Source organism: Candidatus Chloroploca sp. Khr17 (assembly GCF_004138165.1).
In the GTDB taxonomy this organism is placed as follows: Bacteria; Chloroflexota; Chloroflexia; order Chloroflexales; family Chloroflexaceae; genus Chloroploca.
The window spans coordinates 87,749-113,837 of sequence record NZ_RYFF01000005.1 but is presented as its reverse complement, the minus strand read 5'-3'; the positions used below and the strand labels follow the sequence as shown (position 1 = coordinate 113,837).

Sequence of the window (26,089 nt, the reverse complement as noted above, 5' to 3'; positions counted from 1 at the left end):
CGTCTCCTCTAGATAGGGTCTCCATGCGCATCCTTTTTTATACTGGCAAAGGCGGGGTCGGCAAGACAAGTGTTGCCTCCGCAACCGCGCTGCGCTGTGCCCAGCGTGGCTATCGTACGATTGTCTTGAGTACCGATGCAGCCCACTCACTTGGCGACTCGCTCGGGGTCGAGTTGCGCGCCGAGCCGATCCTGGTGCATCCGAATCTTTGGGCGCAAGAGATCAATGCACTGCACGAGCTCGAGTCAAGTTGGGGGCAGGTGTCGCAGTACCTCGCGGATCTGCTGGCATGGCAGGGCGTCGAGACGATTGCCCAGGGTGAGCTGTCAGTCATTCCCGGAACCGAAGAACTCTTCAGTCTCTTGCAGATCAAGCGGCACTATGATGAGCAAAAGTATGATGTGCTGGTCGTTGACGCCGCGCCGACTGGTGAGACCTTGCGCTTGCTGTCACTGCCCGATATTATGCGCTGGTGGATCGGGCGGCTCTTTCCGATTGCCCGTGCGTTGCTCAAAGTCGTCCGCCCGGTCGCCAAACGGGTGACTGATATGCCGATCGCCGCCGATGATGTGCTCGCGTCGGCCCAGCAGGCGATTGATGCCCTCGTTGATGTGCGCCATATTCTGACGGATCAGCAGGTGACAACGGCACGCATTGTGATGAACCTCGAAAAGATGGTGATCCGTGAAGCCCAGCGGAGCCTGACCTATCTGAGCCTCTTTGGGTATGCCGTTGATGCGGTGGTCGTCAACCGCATTTTGCCGACAGACGTCGATCGCCACTTTACCTCGTGGCGGAATATGCAGCAAGAGTATGCACCGCTCGTGAATGAGATGTTCGAGCCGCTGCCGATCCTGCGTGCGCCTCACTTTGAGCGTGAGATTGTTGGGATCGAGAACCTCAGTCGCTTGGCCGATCATCTGTTTGATCAGCAAGATCCAGCCGAGTTCCTCTATCGTGGGCCGGTGCAACGGGTCGAAAAAATGGCTGGCGGGTTTGATCTGATCATTCCGCTCCCGTTTGCTTCAGAGGATCAGGTACACCTGGCGCAGAGTGCCGACGAGTTGCTGATCTCGGTAGGCTGGCACCGCCACCGCATTGTGCTGCCCCAGAGTCTCGCCCGGCTGCGTGCCCAAGATGCGTATTTTGAAAACGATGCACTGCGGATCATCTTCCGTAAGGCGGAAGTAACGGCCCCGCTTGCCGGTGCTGAGAAATAATGCTACAATGGCCGACAGTGCGCCAGAGTGCGCGTTTTGCTGCGCCAGAGAGGAATTGAGCCATGGCTTCGAAAAAGGGCAATCGGATCGTGATTAAGTTGAAGAGCACCGAGAGTGGTCATTCGTATACAACGATGAAGAATCGGCGGAATGATCCTAGCCGGATCGAACTCCGCAAGTATGACCCCCTGGTGCGACGCCACGTGACCTACCGCGAAACAAAGTAAGTTGCGACCAGGTGAGGGCAGGCCGATGAGCCTGCCCTCGCTGCTTTTCCCCCTGTATGCGCCTCTTTTTTGTGCTCGTTCTGCTAGCCCTTACGACGACGGTGGTGAGCCTACCGTTGCTTGCGTTGACGACGCTGACAGCCCCATGGCCGCTGCTCTTCCTTGTGGTAGGCCTGGGTTGGCTGAGCGAACATGCAACGCGACAGCAAAGCCTGGGGCTGCAGCGTGGGTTGCTCGCCGTGAGCGCCATTGCCAGTGCGCTGCTATTGCCACTCTTTGCGGCGGGGAACGTCGCTACGCTCTTCCAACGCCTTCAACCAGGTCAACCCGGTTTTGCCGGGGCGTATACGCTCGTGCTGGTGGGCCTCGTGCTCTTCTGGCGCGGGATGCAGATCGATCATCGTGACGGCAATGCCGCCGGGGTGCTCTTTGGGCGCGGTGCGGCGCTGGCCGTGGCAAGTTTGCTGCTGGGAACCTTGATGGGCACGGGCAGGCCGTTGAATGCTCCGGTGATGCTGGCCCAGATTGTGGCTTTTGGGGCAACCGGGTTGCTCGCGCTGGCACTCTCGCATGCGCAGACGGCCAACGATGGAGATCGGGCCCTGAACTGGCGCTGGCTGGCAACGATGCTCGGAGCTGTAGCGACAGTAATCGGCCTGGCGATCCTTGGCGTAGGGCTCATCGGTGGCGCTGAACTGCTCGGAGCGGTCGAGTTTGGGCTGCACATCGTGGTGCTACCGTTTGCGCTCATCGGCGGGGTGCTTGTCTGGCTCGTGCTGACGATCTTTGGCGAACCTCTACGCTGGTTGCTCGAGCGGGTGCTGGAAGCGCTCGACGGGTTCAACGTGCGCCCTGTAGCACCACCCGAGGGCGGTCAACCGGGGGTTGAGGTGCTCGCGCCAGTGCCATCGATCGGAGCACTGGTGGAGGGAGCAAGTCTGCTGCTGGCGGTCATCCCGCTGATCCTGCTGATCATCGCGATTATGCTCTGGCGTCGACGCACCAGCACCAATCCCCAGATGAACGAAGAACGCGAGTCGCTCGGCGTGCTACAGAGCCTTGGCGAAGACTTGCGAAGCCTGTTGAGCCGCCTACGTAAGCCGTTTGGCGCTCATCGCACCGGCTTACGGGCAGCGCTGGCAGGACTGAAGAGCGATGATGCCACCACACGCACACGGCGAGCCTATATTCGGATGCTCTTGCACCTCGAAGCGAAGGGGGTTATGCGACAGGTCGCCCAGACGCCCACCGAATTTGCGCACACCGCCGGATCCGACAGCCCATCCAAACCGACGCTCACCACAATGACCCAACTCTACGAACAGGCACGCTACCACCCCGAGGGGGTTGGGCGTGACGAGGCCGAGCAAGCCGAGCAGTCGCTACGCACGCTGGAACGTGAGGCGAACAGGGAATAAGCCCATTAATGATCCACCGACTCGTTGTTTTGCTTCTCCTTAGCCTGCTCAGCACGAGCATCCATAGCTTCAGCCAACTGCCTGCAACAAGCAGCAGCGCGTGCAACACGCCCCTGCACATTGCCGGGGTACGCCTCAAAGACCACAGCCTCTTCTTTTTTGACGGCTGGTACTACGTGGTCTCGATCCGCGTTGAACCGGCCAGTGGGAGCAGCGCCCGGGACAAAGCAGTCAGCCCCCTGCGCTCAAGCGAACGGCTTGAAGGGCGCTTTGCCTATGCACGAACGCGTGATTTTTGTTTTTGGGAAGAGCTCGCGATGCCGCTTGAGCATGGTGAAGCAGGTGAGCCTGACGAGTGGGAGATCTGGGCCCCTCATGTGATTGAGCGCGACGGAACCTTCTACATGTACTATACCGGGGTGAACAACCAGATCGCCCAGACAATAATGCTGGCCACAAGCACGAATCCAGCCGATCCAGCAAGTTGGCAAAAAAAGGGGGTGATCTTTACCCCACACCATCCTGAGGCCTTCTATCCAGGCCCAGATTACTGGTCAGACTGCCGTGATCCGATGGTACTCTTCTATCAGGGCCGCTACTATCTCTACTACACCGGGGTGAACACGCAAGGGCCCATAGTTGGCCTCGCCTTTGCAGAGCATCCCGAAGGCCCGTGGCATGATCTTGGGGCGGTGTATCAAGAAAGAGAGCCTGGCCGGATCCCTGAATCGCCGTACGTTGTTGAGCACGAAGGTTTGTTCTATCTCTTCTACAACAGCTCAGGGCGGGATGGAGCACGTCAGGTATGGCGCTGGTCGGTCTCGCCTTTTGGGCCATGGCAGACCGAGGTACGTGCTGGGTATGGGTGGGCCTATGACTTTTATCGTGACGAGCAAGGCTGGCTAGCTTCATACCTGATGGGATACGGCGAGCGCATTGGGGTGCAACGGGTGGCGTGGCATCCTGGAGGCTTGCCCATGATCCCACGCATTGGGACGCAGGTCTACGTACCGATCCTGATCAGGTAGGTAGTCTGGGAAATACGTTTTCTGCGCGGGTGATCCTTGATCAGCACGGCGCGAGGCAAAGCAAGACCTCACAGGTCTGCGCGTTGGCATTGGAATGCCCCCATCAAGACCTGTGAGGTCTTTTCCTTGCCATCCTTGATCGGCAAAGCGAGGCAAAGCGAGACCTCACAGGTCTGCGCGTTGGCATTGGAATGCCCCCATCAAGACCTGTGAGGTCTTTTCTCGTCCTTCTTTGCAAGGTATTGCTACTAGCTCCGCATGGTTGCACCAAGCTCGCGTTCGAGGCCGGTGATGATCTTGCGGCGCACGCGGGTCAACGCCTCGTCGCTGAGGGTACGATCGGGGGCACGGAAGGTCAGGTGATAGGTGAGGCTGCGTTTGCCTTCGCCGACCTGGGGGCCAGTATAGACATCGAAGAGCGTCAAGTCTTCGAGCAGATCGCCGGCACCCCGCCGGATAAGCGCAGCCACGCGGGTTGCCGAAACCTCGAGGGGGGCCACAATCGAGAGATCCTGCACCGTTGCGGGGAAACGGGAGATTGGGCGGAAGGTTGGTGGTTGCGCCGCCGCGATGAGCGCAGCGAGGTCAAGCTCGGCGAAGACCGCCCGCGCCACCCCAAGTTCGAGGCGGACACGGACGGCAGGATGCATTTCACCAAGAGCCCCGATCGCCACCCCTGGCGCCTGACCATTGTCGCGTTGGGGGATCACCTTGCCCCCAGAACTCTCGGGCATGAGCATCAGCGTAGCAGAACGACCGGGGTGGAACCGCTCGTCGTCAGTGAGCGGGACAAAGCTGATCCGGTCGGTCAAGCCGAGGCGAGCGAGCAGCAACTCGACCATGCCTTTGAGATCATAAAAATCATAGAGCTCGCGGTGGGCCGGCTCCCAGCCTTCAGCCTCACGCGGACCAGCGAGCGCAAGCGCAAGGCGACGCGGCTCGGCGGGGAGCCAGGCATCCTCGGCCTTGAGGTAGACACGCCCGATTTCAAAGACGGTTACCCGTTCGCGTTCACGGAGATTCATCGTCAGTGCGGCCCCAAGTGAGGGCAGGAGCGAACGGCGTAAAAAAGTCTTTTCGGGAGTATTCGGATTAGTGAGTTTCAAATAGCGCGTCGCAACGGCCTCTGAGGGGGCCACGGTTGCGACGAGCGGCATATCAATGAGCGAATGGGTGATCAACTCAGTCAAACCCGCGCCAACGAGCACCTCGCGGACGCGCTGTTCGAGGGCAAGTTCAGGCGACTGCATCGCCGGGGGCAACTCATCGGCAAGGCGGGTAAGCGGGATCTGGTCATAGCCATAGACGCGTGCAACCTCCTCGCAGAGATCGGCGCGGATGGTCACATCCTGGCGAAACGAAGGCACCTCGACGGCCACATAGGGGACAGAGGCTTCATAGGGCGTACCGCCAAAACCGAGGCGTTGCAGCAGCGCGGCGAGCTCAGCAGCCGTTAGATGAATGCCAAGCATGCGCGCAACCTCGGCGGTTGGAAGGTCAAGCACCAGCGGCTGCCAGGGGCGGGGATAGACATCAACAAAGCCCTGGGCAATCGTCGCGCCGGCATAGCGGCGCATCAACTCGAGGGCACGCCGCAGCGCAATGGGAGGCAGCGCATAATCCACCCCGCGTTCAAAGCGGCGCGAGGCCTCACTGGGCAACTTCATGCCGCGGGCGGTCTTCCGGATCTGCGTTGGTTCCCAGATGGCCGCCTCAAGGAGGACGGATGTCGTGGTCGGGCTGACCTCACTGGAAGCGCCGCCCATCACCCCGGCGACCGCAAGCGGCCCCGAGGCATCACAGACCATCAGAGGCGTCCGTTCGAGGCCACTGGCCGAGCCAGGGGTCAGATCGCGATCCTTATCATCGAGGGTAACGAGGCGTTCACCAGGCTGGGCAGGGCGCACAATCAGATGGCGATCAACAACTTTAGCGGCATCGAAGGCGTGGGTTGGCTGGCCCCACTCGAGCATCACATAGTTGGAGATATCGACTACATTGCTAATCGGGCGCATCCCAGCATTGACGAGGCGGCGCTGCATCCACTGAGGGGAAGGGCCAATCTGCACCCCTTCAGCGAGCCCGACCGCAAAGCGGGGGCACAACTCGGGAGCCTTGATCGTCACCGCAGCACGGCCTACGATGGGCGCACCTTCGGCGAGCACCTGGGGATCAGGGAGAGTCAAAGGTACACCGGTCAACGCAGCGACCTCACGAGCGACGCCAACAATCGAGAGGGCGCGAGCATAATTCGGGGTAATCTCAATTTCAAAGATCACCTCACCGAGCAGATCGCGAAGGGGGCGACCGACGGGCATTTCATCTTCGAGCAAGAGAATGCCATCGTGCTCCTCAGAGATACCGAGTTCCTTTTCAGAGCAGAGCATCGCATCGCTAAGCACCCCACGGACGGGGCGCGCCTTGAGGGTCGTGATGACCCATCCATCGGCGTGGCCGTCATAGAGGCGAGCGCCCTCACGGGCAAAGACCGCCTTGAGGGGATGGGTGAGGGGTCCAAGGCCACGATACGGAAAGAGATTAGGCGCACCGGTGACAACCGTATGAGGCTGAGCGGCCCCATAATCAACAGTAGCGAGCACCAGGCGATCCGCATTGGGATGAGGCAACACCTCAAGAATATTGCAGGTCACAATCAGATCAGGATCCCAGGGCAACTCAGCACCTTCAAGCCCAAGATAGCGTACCTGGGCAACCTCAAGACCACCGAAGGTAAGGCGATGGGCCAACTCATCAGGCGAGCACTCAACCGCAACAAACTCTTTCAGCCAACTCAACGGTACTTTCATGACGACCCCGCAAGGCAAAACAAACCCACGGCGGATTGTAGCCGTGGGTTGAAGCGGTGTCAAGCGGGAGAATCAACCACGCCCAAGGCCAGCTTCCGTCAAAAGGCGCACAACGCGTTCGATCTGATTGAGGGAACGGGCCAGGGCAAGCGAGAGATCGGCAATCATCGCATCACAGAGCGCCGGATTTTTGGTTACTTTTTCACGGAGCGGGGCAAGGCCACGTTCGCCATCATAGAGAAGATCAATCGCACGATCAAGGGCTTCTTCGGCTTCTTCGCGCTGGCGGGAAACCCCCTGGGGCCAGCGGCCATTGATAGACTTGCTACGGGCGACCGAGAGATAACGGCGCACGCGTTCGGTACGCGTAAGTGCATCTGCGAGATAGCGCTCGGTATCGGTCACCAGCACCAAGGCAAAGCTCTGATGGGCATTGACTTTTGCCCGAGCGCTATCAAGGGTCGCCTGAGCTTTCTGAAGGATCTGAGCCGCCTCATTAGCTGAGCGAATTGCCTCCTCGCGCTCGCTCTCCACTTCGATGGGCCAGCGGCGTGGTATCGTAGGCATAGGCATCTGGCCTTTGTAACTCACGTGCCGTCGTGTAATTCAGGAGTTCCATCTGACGGAGCACTGCCTCACCGATCTGCCAGAGAATGATCGGCGTCCCGGAAGCAATAAAGCTACGCCAGATAGTCCCTTCATAGACCCGCCAATCCAACTGTCTGGACTTGCGGGCGATCAACGCAACCGGCACCAACGAAATAAGTACTCCTCCAGCTACTTCAGCCCAGATATGGTCAGGCTTAATGGGAAAGCGTCGTTCAAGGTAGCTCAGGATGGCTGCATAGGCAGTAGCAATGCCCAAAACTTTGAGCGGCACCGTCACGGCCAACTGCTCCTCCGAAGCCTCATTCTGGGTTTCGTCACGAGACGTAGTCATTACCGGGTTCCTTTCAGGGTCTCGTCGGGTCTTATTCTAGCATAGTTCGGGCCACTTGTCTATACCTTATCGGGTTCTTATTGGCGTACATTTGGATGATATTGATGTCCGGTGATCGGGCAAGAACTGTGGGGTTCGTTCCACCTCCTCAGATCTGTCTGGCGAACACGCTCACGTCAACGAGCGGCCTTAGAAAGGGATTTTAAGGGTCAAAAGCGGGTGTATAGCTTGCATATGACCCTGGTATACGATATACTACAACACATCGTACTACTTTGCAAGAGTCAAAACCGGGCAATTCCCCCCGAAAACCACCCGAAAAGCACCCGCGAGAGGGACTTAACAAAAAACCTACTATGTGCTATAGTATAGTTGATTAGCAACCTGATAAGCAACTCATAAGACCCTAACAAGGATCAAATGGGCTGCGCTGAGCGTTCTGAAGAGCTGGGAGGTACTGCGATGTTGCGCCTGTCTCGCCCTGTGTATGTTGAACCAGAGGTCGGTAGTGCTACCACGGCCCGTACACGACTGCGCGGTATCCTCCAGGCTGAACGCGGCCTCTGTGCCGGAATATCGTCCAGCCCAACGGCCACGGCCACGGCCACGGCCAGGCCGCCCGCCCGAGCGATGTCGTCGGATGAGATGTTGCGCCGCCTGCTTGACGAGCAGATCCCGGGCGGGAGGGAACCGTAATGAGTGACCTGGCCCGTGCCCTGGCCGCGACGCTGGGGGCCGTTGCGCTGGAACTCGAAGACCAGGCCGCAACCGAGGCCACACCCGCAACGCTCCACGAGCGGTTGACGGCCCTCGCGAGTCTCGCTGAACCGCCACTGATCGCACCATTTGCCCGTGCCGTGACCCGGGCAACCGAACGCCTGGGTCAGGAAGAGGCCGATCCGGCGGTTGCGTTGCTGCTGACGCTGCTCACCGACGAAGCGCCCGTGGCCGCCCGGTTTCGGGCGGCTGCGGTGGAAGAGCTGTTGCTCGCTGGTGAGCCTGATCTGAATCGGCTCGTTGAGTTGTACCGACGTGAGGTACGGCCCTGTTTGGCAAACGCCGAGGTGACGTTGCCACCATGGCGCGTAGCGGGTCCCGCGCTGATCCGTCTCCTCGGGCAACTTGTGCCCCAGGCCCTCGCCGATCACGCCCGCCTGCGGCGACTGCTGCCAAACCCGGACGAGCGCACCGCGATTGATCTGCTTCGCAGTGCGCGAGTCACGCCGGTTGCCCCCCTTGCCGAACAGTTTGCCCAGGGCATTGTGGCGACCAATGGGGCTGCGATCCACCACGTGCAGCAGACGATTGTCCGGGGCAACCTCTATACGCTGGCAGGAGCGTCTAGCCCCGATCTTGCGCTGCTCTATGCGCGCTATCGGGCCTTTATCAACGAGAATTTCAATCAACTCGATTTTCGTGGGCTACTTCAGATCCAGACTATCAGTCGGCTCAATCTAGAACAGATCTATATTCCGGTTGAGGCACTTGGGCCACAGGGCAATGGTGTATCGTTACATACCTTTGTCTGTGAACAGCCGCTCTTGGTTGTGCTCGGCAATCCGGGCAGTGGCAAGAGTACGCTGGTGCGCTATCTGATGCTAGCCCTGACCCGCAACGATGCCCGCGAGCGCCTGGGGCTTGATCCGATCTGGTTGCCAATCTTCTTTCCGGTGGCTGCTTTTGCGGCGGCCCGCCGTCGCCCCGGCAAAGAAGATCTCGCGCCGCTCGCATACCTTGCCGATTATTACCGCGGCCTCTCCCAGCCCGATTATGGGTCGCTCTTTCAGCGCGCCCTGACAACTGGGCGGGCGATGATGCTGCTCGACGGCCTCGATGAGGTGCGCACCGACCGGCAGGCGACGATTCGGGTGCTTGAAGCCTTTGTGCGCGAATGGGACGCGCCGGGGAACCGGTTCCTCGCGACCTCACGGATTGTGGGCTACGATGATGCGCCGCTTGATCCAGCGCTCTTTGCGGTGGTGACGATCCAACCACTCAGTGACGACCAGATTCGTAGTTTTATTCAGCGCTGGAGCCAGGCCTATGCCGCGAGCAGCATGCCCGCAGTTGCTCCGGTCGACGAACTCTTGCATGATCTCGTGCGTGAGTCGGCTGCGGTTGAACACGAACAGCGCGTCGCGGCCTACAGCGCGTCGCTCACCGAAGCGGTCTTTGCGGTTCCCCACGTCACCGAACTCGCCCGGAACCCGCTGCTGCTCACGATTCTCGCTTTGATCCACAACCAGGGCGCGCGCCTGCCTGATCGACGGGTCGAACTCTACCGGCTCTGCGTGGCCGCGCTGGCCGAAACATGGAACCGCGCTCGCTCACTGAGCGGACGCCCCGTCGAGGTCTATCTCGGCGATGAATTGCTCGACGAGCGCTTTGTCGTGAATCTGTTGGGGCCGCTGGCGCTCTGGATGCACAGCGAACATGCCGAGGGCTTGATCGAACAGGTCGATCTCGAAAAACGTCTGGCCGAGACGCTCGAACAGACGGATGGGATGCCACGGCGCCGCGCCCGACGGATGGCCCTGGCTTTTGTCGAGTTGATGCGTCGCGATACGGGGCTGTTACAAGAGCGTGGTTTCGGGAAGTTCGCCTTTTTGCACTTGACCTTTCAGGAGTACCTGGCCGCACGCGGGTTGCTCGAGTCGGTTGCGATCGAAGATCCGGCCCTCTTGCTGCAAAACTATGCCAATGATCCACGCTGGCGCGAGGTCATCCGTCTCGCGGTCGCCGCAGCGCCGCAGCGTGAAGCCGGGCGCCTCTTGCTCGCCCTGCTCGAAGCGCCGTCAGGCGAACGCGCTGGCATCCACCCCGTCGTTCTTGCGGGTGAGTGTCTGCTTGATGTCGGGCGGAATGGTGCCGGCGGGCGAGCCTGGCAAGCCGTGACTGGCGCACTGGTGCAACTAGCAATGGATCCGGCGACTCCGCTCACGACCCGCATCAGCGGAGGGCTCGTGCTGGGTCAACTCGGCGATCCACGGCTGCTCAACCTGAGCGATGGCCGGGCGACCGGTGGCAGCGAAGCCCGGATTGCCGATTACTGGTGTGATGTCGCTGCGGGGCACTTCTGGTCGGGCGACGAACGGCTCAAACACGGGCGCAGCAGTGGGCTTCACCAGACCTACCTAGGCTATAGCTTTCGTCTGGCCCGCTATCCGGTGACGAACAGCGAGTATCAGCGTTTTATCGAAGCCGGCGGCTACCGTGACGAGCGCTGGTGGACATCAGAGGGGCGCACCTTTCTCGACTACGGCGGGCGCATGCCTTCGTCCGACGACGTGATCGTCCCGATTACCCAGCCAGCCCTCTGGACAAATGGGCAATACAATAACCCCAACCAACCCGTCGTTGGCGTCTCGTGGTACGAAGCGAGTGCCTACTGTGCCTGGCTCACGGCGCTCGGGCGCACGGCAGGCTGGCTCTACCCTGGCGAGGTCTTGCGCCTGCCAACGGCCCTGGAATGGGAACGGGCGGCACGTCATACCGACCAGCGGACGTTTCCGTGGGGCGACGAAGCAGTAACCCCAGAACGAGCCAATTACACCGATACCGGCGTGCGCGCCCCATCACCAGTCGGCGTCTTTCCCACCGGGGCAGCCTGCTGTGGAACCCTCGATCTGGCCGGCAACATCTGGGAATGGACCGCCAGCGTGGCCGAGCGGCTCAACGAACGCACGCCCTGTCACGATGTCTCGCCCGAGCAAATGCCTGCGATCAAAGGGGGCGCCTTCAACTGGGACGGCGACGCCCTGCGCTGCGGCACGCATTACTGGTTTCACCCCGCCCAGCGCTATAACCTCCTGGGCTTCCGTATGGTCTGGACAACCGAAGAGGTGACGTCGTGAGCAACGCACTGGAACCAGTAGCCCTGCGACTGATCTTGCTGCCCCGTGGGGCCGGGGCGACGGTACGCTGGGAAGCCGACATCATTGGGGTACGCCAGAGTCGTATGGTGCCCCCGATTCCAGCGAGTGAACTGGCGCTCATCTTGCGTGCGCTTGATGTGCTGCAAGATCCCACCTATCCCTATGCGCGTACGGCGATGCAAGAACGCCACTTCAGCTTTACCCCCGAAGAACGAACCCGCCTTGAGACCCTGGGGCTCTGGGAAAGCAACGAGCGGGTGCCGCTGGATGCGCCGCGACGGATCGGGCGGCGGCTCTACACCGCCTTGACGGCCGATCCTGCTGGGCGCGAAGCGCTCGAGAGTACACGTAATCACGCCACAGCGACGGGGGTGCCGCTGGCGATCGAACTCTGCTTTCCGCCCGACGCCGTACGGCTTGCAGCGCTCCCTTGGGAATTGCTCTGGGATGACGGCTCAGCCCCGTTGCTGCTCGGGCGCGGCGAAGCGAGCAGTCTTACGCGCCGCCTCGATCTTCCGCAGGCCTTGCCGCCGCTACGCCGTAGACACGGCCCGCTGCGCATCCTCGCCGTCTCGCCTGAAGCTGGAATTAGCACCGAGCTACGTTATGTCGAGCGAGCTGCACGCAACGAAGCGCTCGCGCCACTGGTCGAAAAAGGGCAGGCGATCATCGAAGAATTAGAGCCAGCCGATCGCGCCGGACTAGTACGGGCGTTGGGAGGCGAGCCACCTGACATTCTGCACTTTTACGGGCACGGGCGTTTGCGCGGCGGCCTGGGCGAACTCTTGCTTGATGATGCCAACGGCGCAAGCTGGGTACCTGCCGAAGCCTTTGTCGCCCTGCTCGGCAAGGTCGGGTTGGTCGCCCTCTATGCCTGCGAAGGGGCCAGTGTCGGTGGGGGGATAGGTGATCCGCTGCTCGGCGGCGTCGCCCAGGCGCTCGTGGCGGCAGGCATACCAGCAGTGCTGGGCATGCAACTAGCCGTGCGTTCAACCGCAGCGAGCCGGGCGGCTGCGGCGATCTATCGCACCCTTGCCGACGGCAGGAGCCTCCAGGAGGGCGTTGCCCAGGCGCGGCGGGTTCTCTTTGTCGAAGAAGCGGACGGGGCATCGTGGTACGTCCCAGCACTCTACCTACGGAATCGCACCGGTGGCCCCTTTTACCTGCGCGAACCGGCGCGCACCTTGTCGGCAGGGGCGGCCAAGCCCGATGATGTGCGCCAGAGTGTCCTGGCACGCCGGGGGGCGGTCATTCGCTCACTCAGCATTCAAGGGCGCCCCCGCAGCAACCAGCGCGTCATTGCTGATAGCGGGGCTTCGATTCAAGATGTCACAATGCGGGTAGTTGGGTAGAAGCGTTGGGTCGGTTTGGGTTAACGCAGAGGCACTGAGCGACTAGCTTCAGGCTCGAACCGTTGTCATGAAATAAAGCGAGAACCAGGGATGGGCAACATTACGTGGGTCGGAATGACCCGCCAACATTTTCAACGTGGCAGCGCCGAGCGGATTCGAGCCATTGTGATCCACGCCACAGCAGGCCGGGGACCCGGTGATCTCGGGTGGCTCCGCAAAGGTGGTGACGAACGCCGACCAATCTCGTGTCACTATTACATTGATAAAGCCGGACGGATCAGCCAGTTGGTGAAGGATGAAGACATCGCTTGGCATGCCGGGGTGAGTCGCTGGATGATCGATGGGCAGATGCGCGACAACCTCAACACCGTCTCGGTCGGCATCGAGTTGGAGAATCTCAATACCGGGCGCGACCCCTACCCCGAGGCCCAGGTAGCGGCAACCGTCGCACTCACCCGGATGTTGGTCGAACGCTACAATGTGCCCCGTCCCCAACTCGTGCGGCACCTCGATATCAGTCCGGGGCGCAAAACTGATCCTGCCGGGTTCCCGTGGCAAACCTTTGTGGCGCGCGTGTATACCAACAGTGAGGCAGGCAGCGCGTCCCCCCAGGATCAGGTGCGCAACCTGATGCTCGATCTCGCCTACCGTGCCGCAGGTACCGGCATCGCTGCCGACTGGCCGCTCTTTGCTGCCGCACGCCGCCAGAGTCTCGGGCTGCCAGTGGCCGTCATTACGACCCGCCCAACCGGACAGAGCGGCGGCACGGGCCAGGATGACCGTGATCGCGCCGTACGTCTGCCAGGTCAGGCCCCCCTGCTCATCGAGGCCTATGCGCGTGACCTGATCTATGCCGAGGCCAACGGGCCAGATGATGAGCCACCGGCGCAGCAGCAGACCAAGCGGCTGCAACAAACCCCCGCAGGCCCGCTGCGCGATGCCTTGCTTGACCTGCTCTTTCGCTCTGCCGACCCGTTACATGGCTTCAAGCCCGCGTGGGCCTTTCACCAGGCCTATCTCAAACAACCAGCCCGGTTGGGGGTTCCCATTGGGGCCAATCACCGCCTGACGATCAACGGGCGCCAGGCCTTCACCTGCCAGCACTTCAGCCTCGACAGCCTCTGTTCACCGGCTGACGACTGGCAGACCGTCTATCGTCTGAGCGAAATGAATCGCACCCTCGCCGGACTCGATGCCGACACGACCAGCACCCTGCGCCGCACCTTGCTCGACGACCTCTACCGTGCGCGGACAGGGCGGCGCTACGATGCCGAAGCCCTTTTGATCCGCCAGGCCGAACGGCGACGCCTCGGTGCACCCCTCGGGCGCCCCGAAGTCGTCATGGTGCAGACCGAAGCCTATCTGCTGATGCCCTTTGCCCTTGATATCCTGGCCTGCCAGTTGCCCTCGGTCGACTGGCCGCTCGACAAAGCCCTGCCCAGCGAAACAAAGGTCATCGGCCTCAACAACAATGCGGCACGGGTCGGCGGCCTGACCGGGATCCTCCTGGGCGGGCATCCAGATCACCCGCTGACCCGGCTCCGTCAACGTGTCCACCTGGGCCTCACCTGGAACCAGCACGAACCAGAAGAACCGACAGCCCTGCTCGGCAGTCCGGCGGCCCAACCGATCATCTTTGATATGGGCACCTCGCTGCACCAGCATCAGCAACGCACCCGCCCACAAACCGACACCATCTTGATCACGGCAACGACAGGCCCGGTTGGCAACGACCTCTACCATGAAGCAGCGGCAGGGCGCTGGCATTATTACATTGACGCAACCGGAGCCATCTATCGCCTGTGCGACGAAGCCTGCGTTGCGACTGCTGCACCCGATACCGCGCTTGGTGAGCGCTCAATCGTCATTGCCGTTGAAGGAGGACCATCCGACGCTGACACGATCCAACGTCGTGCACTTTCGTGGCTAGTACGCTCCCTCTCAACCACCCTGCAGATCCCCTCCGAACGGATTCGTGTCCTGCGCAACGCAGGCTATGCAAAGGAATACGTCCATGGCTGAGCGATTGATCTTCTTTCCAGCATCAACCTACGATCAGGCGCCCTTCCAAACCGACACTGACGTCCTCACGGTAAGTCCGCCCGAATTACGGATCAGGGTTATCGGAGTAGGGGGGGCGGGTGGCAATGTCATCAACTGCCTGGTCAAGCATCGGATGGCGGCAATTGACACACTTGCGGCAAATACGGATCGGCAGGCATTATCGGGCGGACGAGCAGGCGGTCTCATTTGCCTCGGGGAAAACCTCACCCGGGGGCTGGGGGCGGGCGGCAACCCAGAGGTTGGGCGTCATGCGGCTGAAGAGTCGCTCAAAGCCCTGACCGCCGCGCTGCGTGGGGCTGATATGGTCTTTATTGCGGCTGGCATGGGCGGAGGCACGGGCACCGGGGCGGCCCCAATTGTGGCGGAAGTCGCCCGCGAACTTGGGGCGCTCACCGTGGCACTGGTGACCCGTCCCTTCTCATTTGAAGGGCGGCGACGAGCGCGCACCGCCGAAGAGGGCCTTGAGGCACTGCGCGCCGTTGCCGACACAGTCATCGTCGTGCCCAACGATCGCCTGTTGCAAGTAGCGGGACGCAGCACCACGGTGCGCGAATCGTTCAGCATGGCTGATGCAGTGCTGCGCCATGGCGTTCAGGGCATTGCCGACCTGGTCACCAACCATGGCCTAATCAATGTTGATTTCGCCGACGTACGCACGATCATGAGTGAAGCCGGCCCGGCCTTACTGGGCATCGGCTCGGCGCAGGGGGCCGACCGTGCCGTCGAAGCGGCCCGCCGAGCCATGGCCTGCCCCTTGCTCGAAGGGCGTCTTGAGGGGGCCAGCCGCCTCCTCTTGCATGTCTCAGGTGACGAAGACCTGGGGCTCTTCGAAGTGGAACGGGTCGCCGAGATGGTCGCACGCACCATTGATCCCGACGCCAACATCATCCTGGGGGCAACCATCGACCCCACAATGAACAACGGCTCGGTCAAAGTCACGCTCGTCGCCACCGGGTTTAGCCTGCAAGAGCCCGTGCCATTGGCGCAACCATATGCGATGCCCTCCCGCATCAACCAGGTCAAACCACGCGCGGCCCCCACCGAGCCAGTCAGCGTACGCGAACAGGATGCCCTAGACATTCCACCCTTCTTAAAGCGCTTTCGCCAGGCGTAAGGAACTGTAATGACCATTATCCCCCTCTGTCGTGAAGATCCGCTCACCGGGCTGGTGCATGATCTCTTCAACGCGAATATCGTGCGCATCCCCGATGCCCGCGTGGTTCCGTTGACGGTACTGCTCCACCACCACAAACGCACGTATTTTCGTGGTTCCTTGTTGCCAATGCTCGAAGATGCGCGCCCACTCGGGTTACCAATTGAAGAGTCGTTGCTCACCGATATTTCGGGGCGGCGATCACGCAAAGTGAATCTCGACCTGGGGTTGCACATCTTGCGCGGCTTTCTACGGGGTTTTGGCTTGCCGTATGCCGACCTTGAAGCGGGGTTTGCAGGCGCGGCCCACCTCACTTTCGCCTTTCCAGAAGCACGACGGCGCGCCGTTGATCCCAACGCCCTCGGGTGGGCGCTAACCGAACGCCGCATTGATCGGCAAAACCCCGCCGCCTCGATTCTGTTCAACGAGTCAGGCTATGAATTGTTGTTAATCGACTCAATCCTGATTAGTCGTCAGATCAGCATCGTACTCAGTTCGGCCCGCGGGCGACGACTCAACGTTGATATGAGCGTCCTGCGTGAAACAATGACCGAGCTTGGCGGCAGTGTCGGGGCAAATAGTGACAGTGATCTCGAGTTGACCCTGCAAAGCCAGGCCGAACTAACCTTTGCCTTCACGTGCGTCCGGGTCATCTTCAGCTCCGAAGGCGAAATTATTGCGCTGCCCCCCGATCCGCAGCAGCGCACGCTGAGTTTAGCTGAACCACAGCCCCATGTTGTGCTGAGTCATGGTCCGGGTCTGTTGATCTGGGATCACACGCTTCCCTGATCGGCACAGCTTCTGCGGCGCTACATAGTGTGTAACGTAAGTTTTCTGCTCTGCTGCCGAAGGGAGTGCCGGCTTCAGCCGGCTAATGGTCTTCCAGAAATGAATCCGCTCGACCAGACCTCACAGGTCTGCGAGACCTGTGAGGTCTAGCCGGTGCCACCTGCGCGGTTACGGGCGTTCCCGTGCGCTCCACCGCTGCATGGGTGCGTGCCAACCCATGCCCCGGCGCGGGCCGGGCAATCCCCGTCAGACCTTGGGTGAAACTTCCGCTCCCCCCAGGATCGCGGCGGCGCACACCTGGCAGGTTTCCTCCGCCCGACACCTAACCGTCGTCAGCCTTCACCAAATCACGAGACTCAGGCTATAATGAGTCTGGATCCAGAGCAGACCTGTATCGCCAGGATACGGCACCTCATATCTGCTGTCTGTCATTCTGATGGATGAACGAATGTTCATCAAGAGCAGCAATAACTGTCAGCAAATCTTTCACTAAGCCTGGTACATTGCCAGAGGCAGCTAGCAATGCACCTGCACGATCTGGTGTTGCTCTAAAAAAACCGATTCGATTGACTGCACAGCAGAGGCTGGTGGCACCATGCGCAAATTGCTCATCGTTCTGGGCGTCCCAATTGATAATCTAACCATGGAAGAAGCGCTGGAGCGCTGTGACAAATTCATTGCCCATGGAAGAACCACTGGTAGAACCCATCAGATAGCAACGGTCAACGCTGATTTTGTGGTCAACTCACTGCACGACCCTGAATTACGCCGTATTCTGCAAGAAGCCGATATGGCAACCGCCGATGGCATGCCGCTTGTCTGGGCCTCGCGCCTACTAGGTGGTTCCCTGCCAGGCCGGGTCACAGGGGCCGATATGGTACCAACCCTGGCCCATCGCGCCGCCCACAAAGGTTATTCGATCTTTTTTCTGGGGGCAGGGCCCGGCATTGCAGACCGTGCAGCTGACATCTTGCAACAACGCAACCCTGGCCTCAAGGTCGCCGGTGTACTTTCACCGCCACCCGCCTCGGTGCTCGAGATGGATCAGGGCATCGTGGATGCGATCAAAGCGGCCCGCCCCGATATTCTGCTCGTTGCGTTTGGCAATCCAAAACAAGAAAAGTGGATCCGAATGCACGCGCCAACCCTTCAAGTGCCGATCTGCATCGGGATCGGGGGCACCCTCGATATGATCGTCGGGGTCACACGTCGCGCCCCCGCCTGGATGCAACGCACTGGTCTCGAGTGGATCTATCGTCTGGCGCAAGAACCACAGCGCCTCCTCAAGCGGTATCTGCACGATTTTGGCTACTTCGGCTATTTTTTTGCCCGTCAGTGGTGGGCCATGCGTTCCGGCGGTGGGATCAACATGATTCCCGTCACCACCACCATCGAGACTCCGCCTCCCCCTCCCCCACCTGCCGAGCCGATCCTAGTGACAGCAGACGGCGACGAAGCTTCGGTGGCAACACCGGTTCCAGTCGCAGCGGTCGCAACGCAGACGACACCAATCATGCGTATTCGTGGGCGGCTTGATGTGAGTAATCAGGCAACCTTTGTGCAACAGGCCAACCAGTTGTTGCAAGGCAACCCCTATCTTATTATTAGTCTGGCCGAAGCCGAATTCCTCGACAGCAGTGCGCTGGGTGCGCTCGTCGCCCTAGCAAATCAGGCCCGCGCTGGTGGCGGCGATGTCTGGCTCGTCGAAGTGCCTCGGCCGATCCGCGAAATTCTGACTCTGGTGAATCTGCACCACTTCTTTGAGATCATGGCGAGCCCGGCTGCCGCCGAAGACCGTCGCTTGAAGACGAACGAAGTGAGCGATGCCAAGCCCGGTACGGGCGGATGGCACATCATTCGTAGCCCACGCCTCTTTGATGCGTCCACAGCTTCAACGATGCTCGAGCTCTGCATGGAACAGCTCAAGCACCATCCGAAATTGATTGTTGATATGAGCGAGGTCGTCTTTCTCGCCAGCATTGGTATGTCAACCCTGATTAAGGTTGACCGAGCCGCCCGCGGGCGTGAGGGCGAACTCCGCATTACCAACTGCTCGAGTGACGTGCTCCGTACCTTGAAACTCGTCAAACTTGAGACGATCCTCAACCTCTATCCGGATATTGCCACGGCAACATCAGCATGACCACCTAAGGCCACTCCTTTTCAAAGAAGCTGACGCGAAGGCGCGAAGGGTTAGCGCACCTATCGGGCAGATCATCGGGTCGAACCATCTGGCGCGCCACGCGAACCGCACGCTGATAGCGACCAAGCCCAAGCAAAGCTCCACGCATCTCAGCAACGATCAGGTCGCGGGTCGTATTGACCGGTGCCACATACGAGCGCCCCCAACGATAGAGATACCACGAGCAAAACCACCAGACCGCGAAACGGAGCAGGTGGCGGCGTTCGTCAGCATAGTGCAGAAAAAGCCGTACCAGATACGCATAGAACCCGACGCCATTATTGGCAATCTGCTGATGAAACTGGGCCGCTTCGCGCCGATGACAATGCCAGACCAGCGCACGCGGCTCATAGACCAGAATATGGCCTGCCTTGATCACGCGAAAGAACATCTCAAGATCACCGCCCCCATTCGCGAGGGTTCCCACATCAAGTGCCGGATCAAAGCCTCCAAGCGAAGCAAAAAGCTCACGGCGATAGGCCATATTCGCACCAGTGCCAAACTTGCCGGTTGCGGCATAGATCGTCGCTGGTTGATCGGCCGGCCGATTGATCGCGTACCAGCGCTGCTCATACCCCTGCCCAAAGCCACCGTACTGCTCAAACGCCAACTGCGCCTCGGTCTCCAATTCATATGGCTCCACCAGGCCAGTTACCGCCATCACCGCCGGATGCTGGGCAAAGACTTGCGCCAGACTACGGACCCAGAGCGGATCAACCAGTACATCATCATCGGTATACGCCAGAATATCGCCACGGGCCTCACGAAGAGCGCGATTGCGCGCCCAATCAAGGCCGGGGCGCGGCTCACGCACATAACGCACGTGGGGCGCGTATGATTCAAGCGCACGCGGCACACGATCGTCGGATGGAGCATTATCAACGACGATCAATTCCAGCGCCCCAGGGTAATCAAGGGCAAGGAGCGCCTGCACACAGCGCACCACGGCCTCGGGCCGATCCCGCGTACAAACGGCCACCGTCACCGAAGGCCAGGGGCCATCATACACCGGAGGCAGGGGCGCTACCGCAAGATCATCGAGCGTCCAAGGCTGTGCAGGCGGAGTGTTCAACAAGCCTTGCAGATGCTGACCAACAAGCATCCAGGCACATTCGCGCAGCAGCGCCTCACGCAGTGCGGTGGCAGGAATCCGACCGTCTTGCACCTCCAGACTGATGGTGGCGAGCGGCCTGCCCTGCAACCGAACAAGGATGTGCGCTCGGCGATAAGCCCCCAGATTGATCAGATCAACGAGCGGGAGGGTAAGTTCAAGTTCCAGGACTTTGATGGCATGAAGCACCCGTTAGCTCCGATTTTCAACTGCACTGCCGCCATACATGATTGCATCTGAAGGTCGCTGCACCCGAGAGCGGTCTGAGTTAGGGCGCTTGCACCACTTCTGCTGGTTGTGTTCCCGTCTGATACAAGCAATGCGTACAATCAACGGGATAGCGGAACCCCTGGACAAACCCATACCAAGGATAGACAAACTGTTCAAGGGCAACCTGGAGCTTGGGCCAACTGCGCCATTTCAGGATCGCCGAGACAGCCTGGCGCAGGCCTTGACTGAACATCCACTCAGTAAAGATCGCGACCCCCACGGGATCGCCACAACGCACATACTTGCTTGCCGACGCCCCCGCCCCAATGGCATACCCACGAAAGACCCGCCGAATCGCGTCCCAATCACGCCACTGGCGATGGTAAATGAGGGCAGCAGGGGTATACGCAATGTGCCCCCCTGCCGCAAGAATCCGATAGCCAACATCACGGTCTTCCCATGAATGCAAGGGGCCCCCCGCGCCGAGCAACTCATCAAAGCCCCCCAACTGCACCATACGGTCACGCTGTACGCCCATGCTCGCACCATGGCCAAAGCTGAGATCAAGGCGATTGCCCGAATACACCTGTGGCGCTTGAACTGGTTTGATGGCGACCGTACCACCGCGAAGCACAGTCGCATCCTCGGCACCATGCGTGGCAGGCAACACCCGCCCAAAGACCGCCCAGATCGACGGTTTGCGCAACTCGGCAAGCATCGAACTAGCCCAGTCGGGATGCACGTAACAATCATCATCGGTGAATAGAATGAAAGGAGCCTGCCCAAATGACACGCCAAGATTACGTGCCGTGCTGGCACCAACAGTGGGGGTGCGCCGATAGCAGATCCGCGGATCTTCCAGCGCATGGCGACGCACACACTGTTCAGTGCGATCATCATCACTTTGATCAATCACCCAAAGCGTAAAGTATACGTCACGTAGGGTGCGGATGCTGGCAATAGTCGTGGTGATCAGCTCACCACGACCGCGGGTGGGGATGATAATATCGATGGAGGGCGAGGATGACAGGCTAGATTGGTTCATAGGATGCTTGCCTTTAGGCACGGAAATTCAGGAACTTCAGCCCTGGGAAGAACGCCCCGCTTGGGAGGCTTTCGCCCATTGAACTGCGCTAAATCGCCAAGTTGGTTAGCTTACTCGCCAGGATACTTGAGACCCCAGGCGGCCCTGACCGTATCCATTGTCTCCATAATCTGCAAGGTCTCGTCAAGGGGCATCAACGGACTCTCGGTCAGGCCGAGGCGGAGGCAACGCATGACTTCAGCGGCCTCGTAGTTATAGCCATTGCCCTTGATGCGCATGGTTACATCGCGTGGACGTGGGCGTACCAGCGAACGCATCACAGGGTAGACCCGGTTGAGCACCGGATTCTGTTTGATTGCCTCCACGAGACGATGTTTGAGCGTGAGATCACCGCCAACCGGATCAAGAGTCGGCTGATAGCGCTCGATCGTCATCCGCTGAGGGCAAAAGAAAGGCGCATGGATCTGAATTTTACCGTGGGTTCCCGACAGAATGGCACCATTCGAGCCAAAGCTACTCAGTGACGAAGCAAGTACCGCAAGCCGCCCCTTGGGAAAACGCAGCACCAGCGCTGAATGCTCATCAACCCCCTCCCGCGTCATCCCGGCCAACCCTACCACCTCTTCGGGTTTGCCAAAGAGCATATGGGCCAGCGAGATTGGATAGACACCGCGGTCGAGCAACGCACCGCCCGCCAGGGCCGGATTGTAGAGACGGGTCTGGGGCTGATACGCATTGGCTACCCCGAAATCAGCCATAAACATCCGCAGATCGCCAAGTTGATCGCTGGCAGCAAGCTCAGCCACCCGGCGGATCAGCGGAATGAACCGCATCCACATCGCTTCCATACAAAAGAGCCGCCGGGCACGGGCGAGTTCAATCACCTGACGCGTCTGACGGGCATTGACGGTAAACGGTTTTTCACACAACACCGCTTTGCCATGCTCAAGACAAAGCGTCACATCGTGGACATGGCGGTTGTGCGGTGTCGCAACATAGATCACATCAAGCGACGGATCACGCACCATCTCTTCATATGAAGCATAAACCCGCTCGACCGGATGCATCCGGGTAAATTGGCGTACCGTCTCAGACGTACGCGACGCGATGCCCACCAGCTTGGCCTCGGGCAATATCCGTAATCCTTGCGCAAAACCACGTGCAATGCGGCCTGCACCCAGAATTCCCCAGCGAATCTGCTTCGACATAAACGCACTCCCAACTACAACGACGGCAGAACTCACCCCTTGCCCTACACCCTACACCCAGGACATCGGTTCAAGCGGATCGAACGTCGTTGTCATCTTGTACGTCGCACCACCCTGCAATTCATTTTGTACCGCCAGAACAAGTTCATTGACATGCAACGAATAGCGCGGCGAGAGGCGTGCAGGGCGACCCTCACGCACCGCTGCGGCCAGTTCAGCGGGGCCACGCGCAAAATCCATCTGCTGGGTACCGCGATACTTATAGCGCGTGCCTTTGCCAACCAGCGGATAGGTGCGGCGCGGCCATGCGAGATGACGGCGCCGCAGATTGAACCAGCGACGCACATAGACCGGCGACGTGTAGTACCACGTATCGTCGGTATACACAACCCCTTTATCACCAATAATCCGTAGCGAGTGATCGTGGGGCGCAAGCAAACTACAGGTCAAACGAGCCACCACACCTGACGCAAAATGCAGTGAAGCTGACACATAATCGGGGGCAAGGACATCCAGCGGCGTACCCTTATCGGGAACCAGGCACGCTGAAAAACCCGCAATTGACTGCACGGGACCAAAAAAAGCCGGCAACCAGGTCGCCACATAGCCCGCGTGTTCAAGGGTAGTACCAATCTCAAACTCATCTTTATACGGCCAGGGTGCCCCAGAAGCGCTGATCCACTTTTTGTAGGGCATCTTAAAGACCATGCCCTCATCCATTTCTGCATAGACCAGGCGCACTGCACCGATGACCTGCTTACGAATGGCTTTCCAGACCGTCTGGGCAGTCTCGCCCAGCAAGCTACACGGTGCCGAAATAATGAGCAACCCACGGTGCTCAGCCATCTCGACCAGTTCACGCGCCTCAGACAAGGTCATCGCCAACGGCTTCTCCGAGTAGACATGCTTGCCTGCCTCAAGGCACGCCCGCGACACCTCATAGTGACTACGCGGATTCGTCAGGTTCAACACCATGTCAACCTGACGATCAGCCAGCAGCGCCGGCAACGAAGCGTAGGTAGGCACCTTATGGTACGCCGAAAACGTCCTGGCACGCGCCTGATTACGGTCATAGACCCCGAGCAACGTGAGTTCAGGATGTTCTGGCAAGGTCTTGAGGTAATAGTCAGCGACAAAACCGCAACCAACCAGGGCAATCTTCATTGGGTAACTCTCCTATCGAGCAGGTGCTGCCCGGGGTGTTCCTGGCAGGCTTGAAAGCAGAAAGAGCGTTCTACGCAGAAGAAGAAGGCGTACGGGCTACACGAGCAAGCGTCGCCTGCACAAAGCCATTCAATCGCTCGGCATACTGATCCAGATTCATCGCTTGCATCACCAGCAGGCGCCCGTTACGTCCCATTGTAGCAGCTTGATCAGGGTTCGCAAGCAACATTTCAATCGCACGGCGTAGCGCAACCGGATCACCAGGAGCAACATAAAGGCCATGTTCCTGGTCACGGATCACATCGGTCTGACCAGCCACACGCGAACAGATCACGGCACGCTCCATCGCCATCGCCTCAAGGATAGCCGTGATCCCGGCCTGGAATTCAACCGGTTCAAGGGGCATCACAAGAAACGCGCTATCAGCATAAAGTTGGCGCAACTCGTACTGGGTAAACCGACGCACCGTCACATTGGCGGGGATGCGCTGGCCAGCGGTGCTATCCTGCCGCTTTGACCAGGGGCTCGCCGCAGCAATCACTACATCAACCGGCAACCCATCAACCGCCTGCAACAACGTCGGGTAATCACGGCGTTCGAGACCCACGGCACAGATCTGCGGGCGCGCCAAATGCGCCGGCTCCACATGTTCCAGCGCAAAAAAACGGCTATCCACCATAAATGGCGTGAACAAGACCCGTTCGGGCGCAAGCTTCCAGCGTTGTTCAATAAAGTGTTTTTGACGGGTCGCATAGACAAGAAACCGATCAATGTGATCTTGCACACGTAACACATCAAGAAAAAACATTTTCTTTGGCACCGAAATAATATGTGTTATCATCAAGTGTTTCGGTCGTTTACCCAAAGCCAAGAACTTGAACAGCGTCGCCAGAGGGAGGCCGACCTGTTCGCCATCAGTAATGATCGCCTGATAGCGGTGGCGGTGCCGAAAACAGGCCCAGGCAAGGGTCAGATCAGCACCACCAAGCCTGGCAAGAAGGCGCCCAAACAGGCCCGTCTCGTGGTGCGCACGGGCATAATCGATCAGATCAGCGCCGCAATGACGCGCCAATTCAAGATAGTCAGCACGCGGACGCTGGCCGCGTTCAATCTGATCAACAAGATCAGCAGGAATAGTTCCAGCGACGGTCAAGAGAACTTGATTGGTCATGCCACCCTCACTTGCCCACGGGCCGCAGCCGCTTCATGCTTCAACAGCTCAAAGAGAAGGCGGGAATTCACCTGCAGATCATAGGCCTGCCGAATATGCGCGACGGCGGCATGAGCCAGCCTCAGCCGCAACGCGGGATTGAGCACCAACTGTTGTAGAGCCAGCGTCAACCCGGCCCCATCGCCAGGCTCAACCAACAAACCCGTCTCAGCATGGCGTACCACCTCAGGAATAGCCCCCACGCGGGTCGAAACCGTGGCCATGCCAGCCGCACCCGCTTCGGAAAGCACCATAGGCAAGCAATCGCCATAGGTTGGCAAGGCAAAGATATCGCAGCAATGGTACAACGCCTTGAGGCGATCACTGTTGGGTTGCATATCATGGTAGACAAAAACACCCGGTTCGGGCGCAACGGGATCACGAGTGACGAGGTGCAACTCGATCCCGAGGTGGCGCAACGAACGGAACGCCTCAAGTAACAAGAGGCCGCCCTTCCGTTCGAGGTTGCCACCCACAAACAGGATTTTCAACTGATGACCATCAGGCGTAAGCGGGGTAGGGCGGACCCATTCGCGCACATTGACCCCTGGAGGAATAACCGTAATTTTCTCGGCAGGGACAACATACTCATCGATCAAGCCCTGCTTGGCCCAGTTGCTCCAGACAACAAGATGGCGCGCCAGTTCAAAACAGACCCGACTCAGACGCCACTTCAAGAGTTCGCTCGTCAACGAACCCTTCTGATGGGCATAGAACTCACCGAGCCGATCATACTGCAAGGGCGTTGCATCAAGCGAGATGATGCTGGGAAAGCGGCGCAGCCAATCCACCGCCAGCATTGCTGGAACCTGGGTATGAAAGAAGAGCACATCAGGGCGCACCTCACGAACCATGTGCGCAAGCCCACGTCGAGCCCCCAGACCAGCACGGATCGTCCAGTTCGTTGCATACACAGGCAGATGACGAGCCAGGCCCGCAACCTCATACGGTACGAGAACCCACTCGGTGCGCACGTCAGCATCGTCACCCACATTGGCCCGCAAATTCTGTGTATGGGTAATATGGCCCAGTACTTGTTCGATGACAAACCCGATGGTATACACAGTGTTCGTTCCTCCTGAACGG

20 protein-coding genes are annotated in these 26,089 nt (G+C 59.7%); 11 read left to right on the top strand and 9 right to left on the bottom strand.

Features of this window, described 5'->3' with window-relative positions:
- The first annotated feature begins 23 nt into the window (after nucleotides 1–23).
- From EKD05_RS04870 to EKD05_RS04855, 4 genes are all read left to right on the top strand, one after another.
- On the top strand, nucleotides 24–1,220 hold the full coding sequence (locus EKD05_RS04870; protein ID WP_129671315.1) for an ArsA family ATPase: 1,197 nt from the start codon (nucleotides 24–26) through the stop codon (nucleotides 1,218–1,220).
- 62 nt (nucleotides 1,221–1,282) lie between these two features.
- Nucleotides 1,283–1,447, top strand: a complete 165-nt coding sequence (rpmG, locus tag EKD05_RS04865; RefSeq protein ID WP_097654272.1) for a 50S ribosomal protein L33 — start codon at nucleotides 1,283–1,285, stop codon at nucleotides 1,445–1,447.
- Nucleotides 1,448–1,503: 56 nt separating this feature from the next.
- Nucleotides 1,504–2,865, top strand: coding sequence for a DUF4129 domain-containing protein (locus EKD05_RS04860; RefSeq protein WP_129671314.1), 1,362 nt, complete (start codon nucleotides 1,504–1,506; stop codon nucleotides 2,863–2,865).
- Between the two features lie 8 nt (nucleotides 2,866–2,873).
- Nucleotides 2,874–3,893, top strand: a complete 1,020-nt coding sequence (locus EKD05_RS04855) for a family 43 glycosylhydrolase (RefSeq protein WP_129671313.1) — start codon at nucleotides 2,874–2,876, stop codon at nucleotides 3,891–3,893.
- 248 nt (nucleotides 3,894–4,141) lie between these two features.
- Here EKD05_RS04855 and pheT read toward each other — a convergent pair whose 3' ends face one another.
- The 3 genes from pheT to EKD05_RS04840 form a co-directional block, all read right to left on the bottom strand.
- Complete coding sequence (pheT, locus tag EKD05_RS04850; RefSeq protein ID WP_129671312.1) at nucleotides 4,142–6,700, bottom strand: phenylalanine--tRNA ligase subunit beta; 2,559 nt, start codon at nucleotides 6,698–6,700, stop codon at nucleotides 4,142–4,144.
- Nucleotides 6,701–6,772: 72 nt separating this feature from the next.
- Complete coding sequence (locus tag EKD05_RS04845; protein ID WP_129671311.1) at nucleotides 6,773–7,267, bottom strand: hypothetical protein; 495 nt, start codon at nucleotides 7,265–7,267, stop codon at nucleotides 6,773–6,775.
- Nucleotides 7,197–7,640 (bottom strand): hypothetical protein, encoded by a 444-nt coding sequence (locus EKD05_RS04840; protein WP_129671310.1) that lies wholly within the window; start codon nucleotides 7,638–7,640, stop codon nucleotides 7,197–7,199. The genes EKD05_RS04845 and EKD05_RS04840 overlap by 71 nt, the downstream gene beginning before the upstream one ends.
- A gap of 462 nt (nucleotides 7,641–8,102) precedes the next feature.
- On the opposite strand from EKD05_RS04840, the gene EKD05_RS04835 reads away from it, so the two are divergent.
- The 7 genes from EKD05_RS04835 (at nucleotide 8,103) to EKD05_RS04805 (ending at nucleotide 19,016) form a co-directional block, all read left to right on the top strand.
- Nucleotides 8,103–8,336 carry a hypothetical protein gene (locus EKD05_RS04835; RefSeq protein WP_129671309.1) on the top strand — a complete coding sequence of 78 codons (234 nt, stop codon included), beginning with the start codon at nucleotides 8,103–8,105 and terminating at the stop codon, nucleotides 8,334–8,336.
- Nucleotides 8,336–11,494 carry an NACHT domain-containing NTPase gene (locus EKD05_RS04830; protein ID WP_129671308.1) on the top strand — a complete coding sequence of 1,053 codons (3,159 nt, stop codon included), beginning with the start codon at nucleotides 8,336–8,338 and terminating at the stop codon, nucleotides 11,492–11,494. Before EKD05_RS04835 ends, EKD05_RS04830 begins: the two co-directional genes overlap by 1 nt.
- Nucleotides 11,491–12,867: a CHAT domain-containing protein gene (locus EKD05_RS04825; RefSeq protein WP_129671307.1), complete on the top strand. Its 1,377-nt coding sequence runs from the start codon at nucleotides 11,491–11,493 to the stop codon at nucleotides 12,865–12,867. Before EKD05_RS04830 ends, EKD05_RS04825 begins: the two co-directional genes overlap by 4 nt.
- A 90-nt stretch (nucleotides 12,868–12,957) precedes the next feature.
- A complete protein-coding gene (locus tag EKD05_RS04820; RefSeq protein WP_129671306.1) occupies nucleotides 12,958–14,889 on the top strand; it encodes an N-acetylmuramoyl-L-alanine amidase in 1,932 nt (643 codons plus the stop codon).
- Nucleotides 14,882–16,045 carry a cell division protein FtsZ gene (ftsZ, locus tag EKD05_RS04815; RefSeq protein ID WP_129671305.1) on the top strand — a complete coding sequence of 388 codons (1,164 nt, stop codon included), beginning with the start codon at nucleotides 14,882–14,884 and terminating at the stop codon, nucleotides 16,043–16,045. Before EKD05_RS04820 ends, ftsZ begins: the two co-directional genes overlap by 8 nt.
- Before the next feature lie 9 nt (nucleotides 16,046–16,054).
- A complete protein-coding gene (locus EKD05_RS04810; protein ID WP_129671304.1) occupies nucleotides 16,055–16,873 on the top strand; it encodes a hypothetical protein in 819 nt (272 codons plus the stop codon).
- A 595-nt stretch (nucleotides 16,874–17,468) separates the two neighbouring features.
- Nucleotides 17,469–19,016, top strand: coding sequence for a WecB/TagA/CpsF family glycosyltransferase (locus EKD05_RS04805; protein ID WP_129671303.1), 1,548 nt, complete (start codon nucleotides 17,469–17,471; stop codon nucleotides 19,014–19,016).
- A gap of 4 nt (nucleotides 19,017–19,020) precedes the next feature.
- On the opposite strand, the gene EKD05_RS04800 is transcribed toward EKD05_RS04805, so the two are convergent.
- From EKD05_RS04800 to EKD05_RS04775, 6 genes are all read right to left on the bottom strand, one after another.
- Complete coding sequence (locus EKD05_RS04800) at nucleotides 19,021–20,355, bottom strand: glycosyltransferase family 2 protein (protein ID WP_129671302.1); 1,335 nt, start codon at nucleotides 20,353–20,355, stop codon at nucleotides 19,021–19,023.
- A gap of 79 nt (nucleotides 20,356–20,434) precedes the next feature.
- Nucleotides 20,435–21,421, bottom strand: coding sequence for a glycosyltransferase family 2 protein (locus EKD05_RS04795; protein ID WP_129671301.1), 987 nt, complete (start codon nucleotides 21,419–21,421; stop codon nucleotides 20,435–20,437).
- Between the two features lie 110 nt (nucleotides 21,422–21,531).
- Nucleotides 21,532–22,629, bottom strand: a complete 1,098-nt coding sequence (locus EKD05_RS04790) for a Gfo/Idh/MocA family protein (protein WP_129671300.1) — start codon at nucleotides 22,627–22,629, stop codon at nucleotides 21,532–21,534.
- 51 nt (nucleotides 22,630–22,680) lie between these two features.
- Nucleotides 22,681–23,793 (bottom strand): Gfo/Idh/MocA family protein, encoded by a 1,113-nt coding sequence (locus EKD05_RS04785; protein WP_129671299.1) that lies wholly within the window; start codon nucleotides 23,791–23,793, stop codon nucleotides 22,681–22,683.
- Nucleotides 23,794–23,863: 70 nt separating this feature from the next.
- Nucleotides 23,864–24,964 carry a glycosyltransferase family 4 protein gene (locus EKD05_RS04780; protein WP_129671298.1) on the bottom strand — a complete coding sequence of 367 codons (1,101 nt, stop codon included), beginning with the start codon at nucleotides 24,962–24,964 and terminating at the stop codon, nucleotides 23,864–23,866.
- Nucleotides 24,961–26,067: a glycosyltransferase family 4 protein gene (locus tag EKD05_RS04775; RefSeq protein ID WP_240695636.1), complete on the bottom strand. Its 1,107-nt coding sequence runs from the start codon at nucleotides 26,065–26,067 to the stop codon at nucleotides 24,961–24,963. Before EKD05_RS04775 ends, EKD05_RS04780 begins: the two co-directional genes overlap by 4 nt.
- Nucleotides 26,068–26,089 lie beyond the last annotated feature (22 nt).

Coding starts and splice junctions, on each gene's coding strand:
- EKD05_RS04795 (WP_129671301.1), bottom strand. CDS start 21,421: ATGAACCAATCTAGCCTGTCATCCTCGCCCTCCATCGATATTATCATC.
- EKD05_RS04805 (WP_129671303.1), top strand. CDS start 17,469: ATGCGCAAATTGCTCATCGTTCTGGGCGTCCCAATTGATAATCTAACC.
- EKD05_RS04820 (WP_129671306.1), top strand. CDS start 12,958: ATGGGCAACATTACGTGGGTCGGAATGACCCGCCAACATTTTCAACGT.
- EKD05_RS04845 (WP_129671311.1), bottom strand. CDS start 7,267: ATGCCTACGATACCACGCCGCTGGCCCATCGAAGTGGAGAGCGAGCGC.
- EKD05_RS04785 (WP_129671299.1), bottom strand. CDS start 23,793: ATGAAGATTGCCCTGGTTGGTTGCGGTTTTGTCGCTGACTATTACCTC.
- EKD05_RS04830 (WP_129671308.1), top strand. CDS start 8,336: ATGAGTGACCTGGCCCGTGCCCTGGCCGCGACGCTGGGGGCCGTTGCG.
- EKD05_RS04870 (WP_129671315.1), top strand. CDS start 24: ATGCGCATCCTTTTTTATACTGGCAAAGGCGGGGTCGGCAAGACAAGT.
- EKD05_RS04790 (WP_129671300.1), bottom strand. CDS start 22,629: ATGTCGAAGCAGATTCGCTGGGGAATTCTGGGTGCAGGCCGCATTGCA.
- rpmG (WP_097654272.1), top strand. CDS start 1,283: ATGGCTTCGAAAAAGGGCAATCGGATCGTGATTAAGTTGAAGAGCACC.
- pheT (WP_129671312.1), bottom strand. CDS start 6,700: ATGAAAGTACCGTTGAGTTGGCTGAAAGAGTTTGTTGCGGTTGAGTGC.
- EKD05_RS04810 (WP_129671304.1), top strand. CDS start 16,055: ATGACCATTATCCCCCTCTGTCGTGAAGATCCGCTCACCGGGCTGGTG.
- EKD05_RS04780 (WP_129671298.1), bottom strand. CDS start 24,964: ATGACCAATCAAGTTCTCTTGACCGTCGCTGGAACTATTCCTGCTGAT.
- ftsZ (WP_129671305.1), top strand. CDS start 14,882: ATGGCTGAGCGATTGATCTTCTTTCCAGCATCAACCTACGATCAGGCG.
- EKD05_RS04840 (WP_129671310.1), bottom strand. CDS start 7,640: ATGACTACGTCTCGTGACGAAACCCAGAATGAGGCTTCGGAGGAGCAG.
- EKD05_RS04855 (WP_129671313.1), top strand. CDS start 2,874: ATGATCCACCGACTCGTTGTTTTGCTTCTCCTTAGCCTGCTCAGCACG.
- EKD05_RS04860 (WP_129671314.1), top strand. CDS start 1,504: ATGCGCCTCTTTTTTGTGCTCGTTCTGCTAGCCCTTACGACGACGGTG.
- EKD05_RS04835 (WP_129671309.1), top strand. CDS start 8,103: ATGTTGCGCCTGTCTCGCCCTGTGTATGTTGAACCAGAGGTCGGTAGT.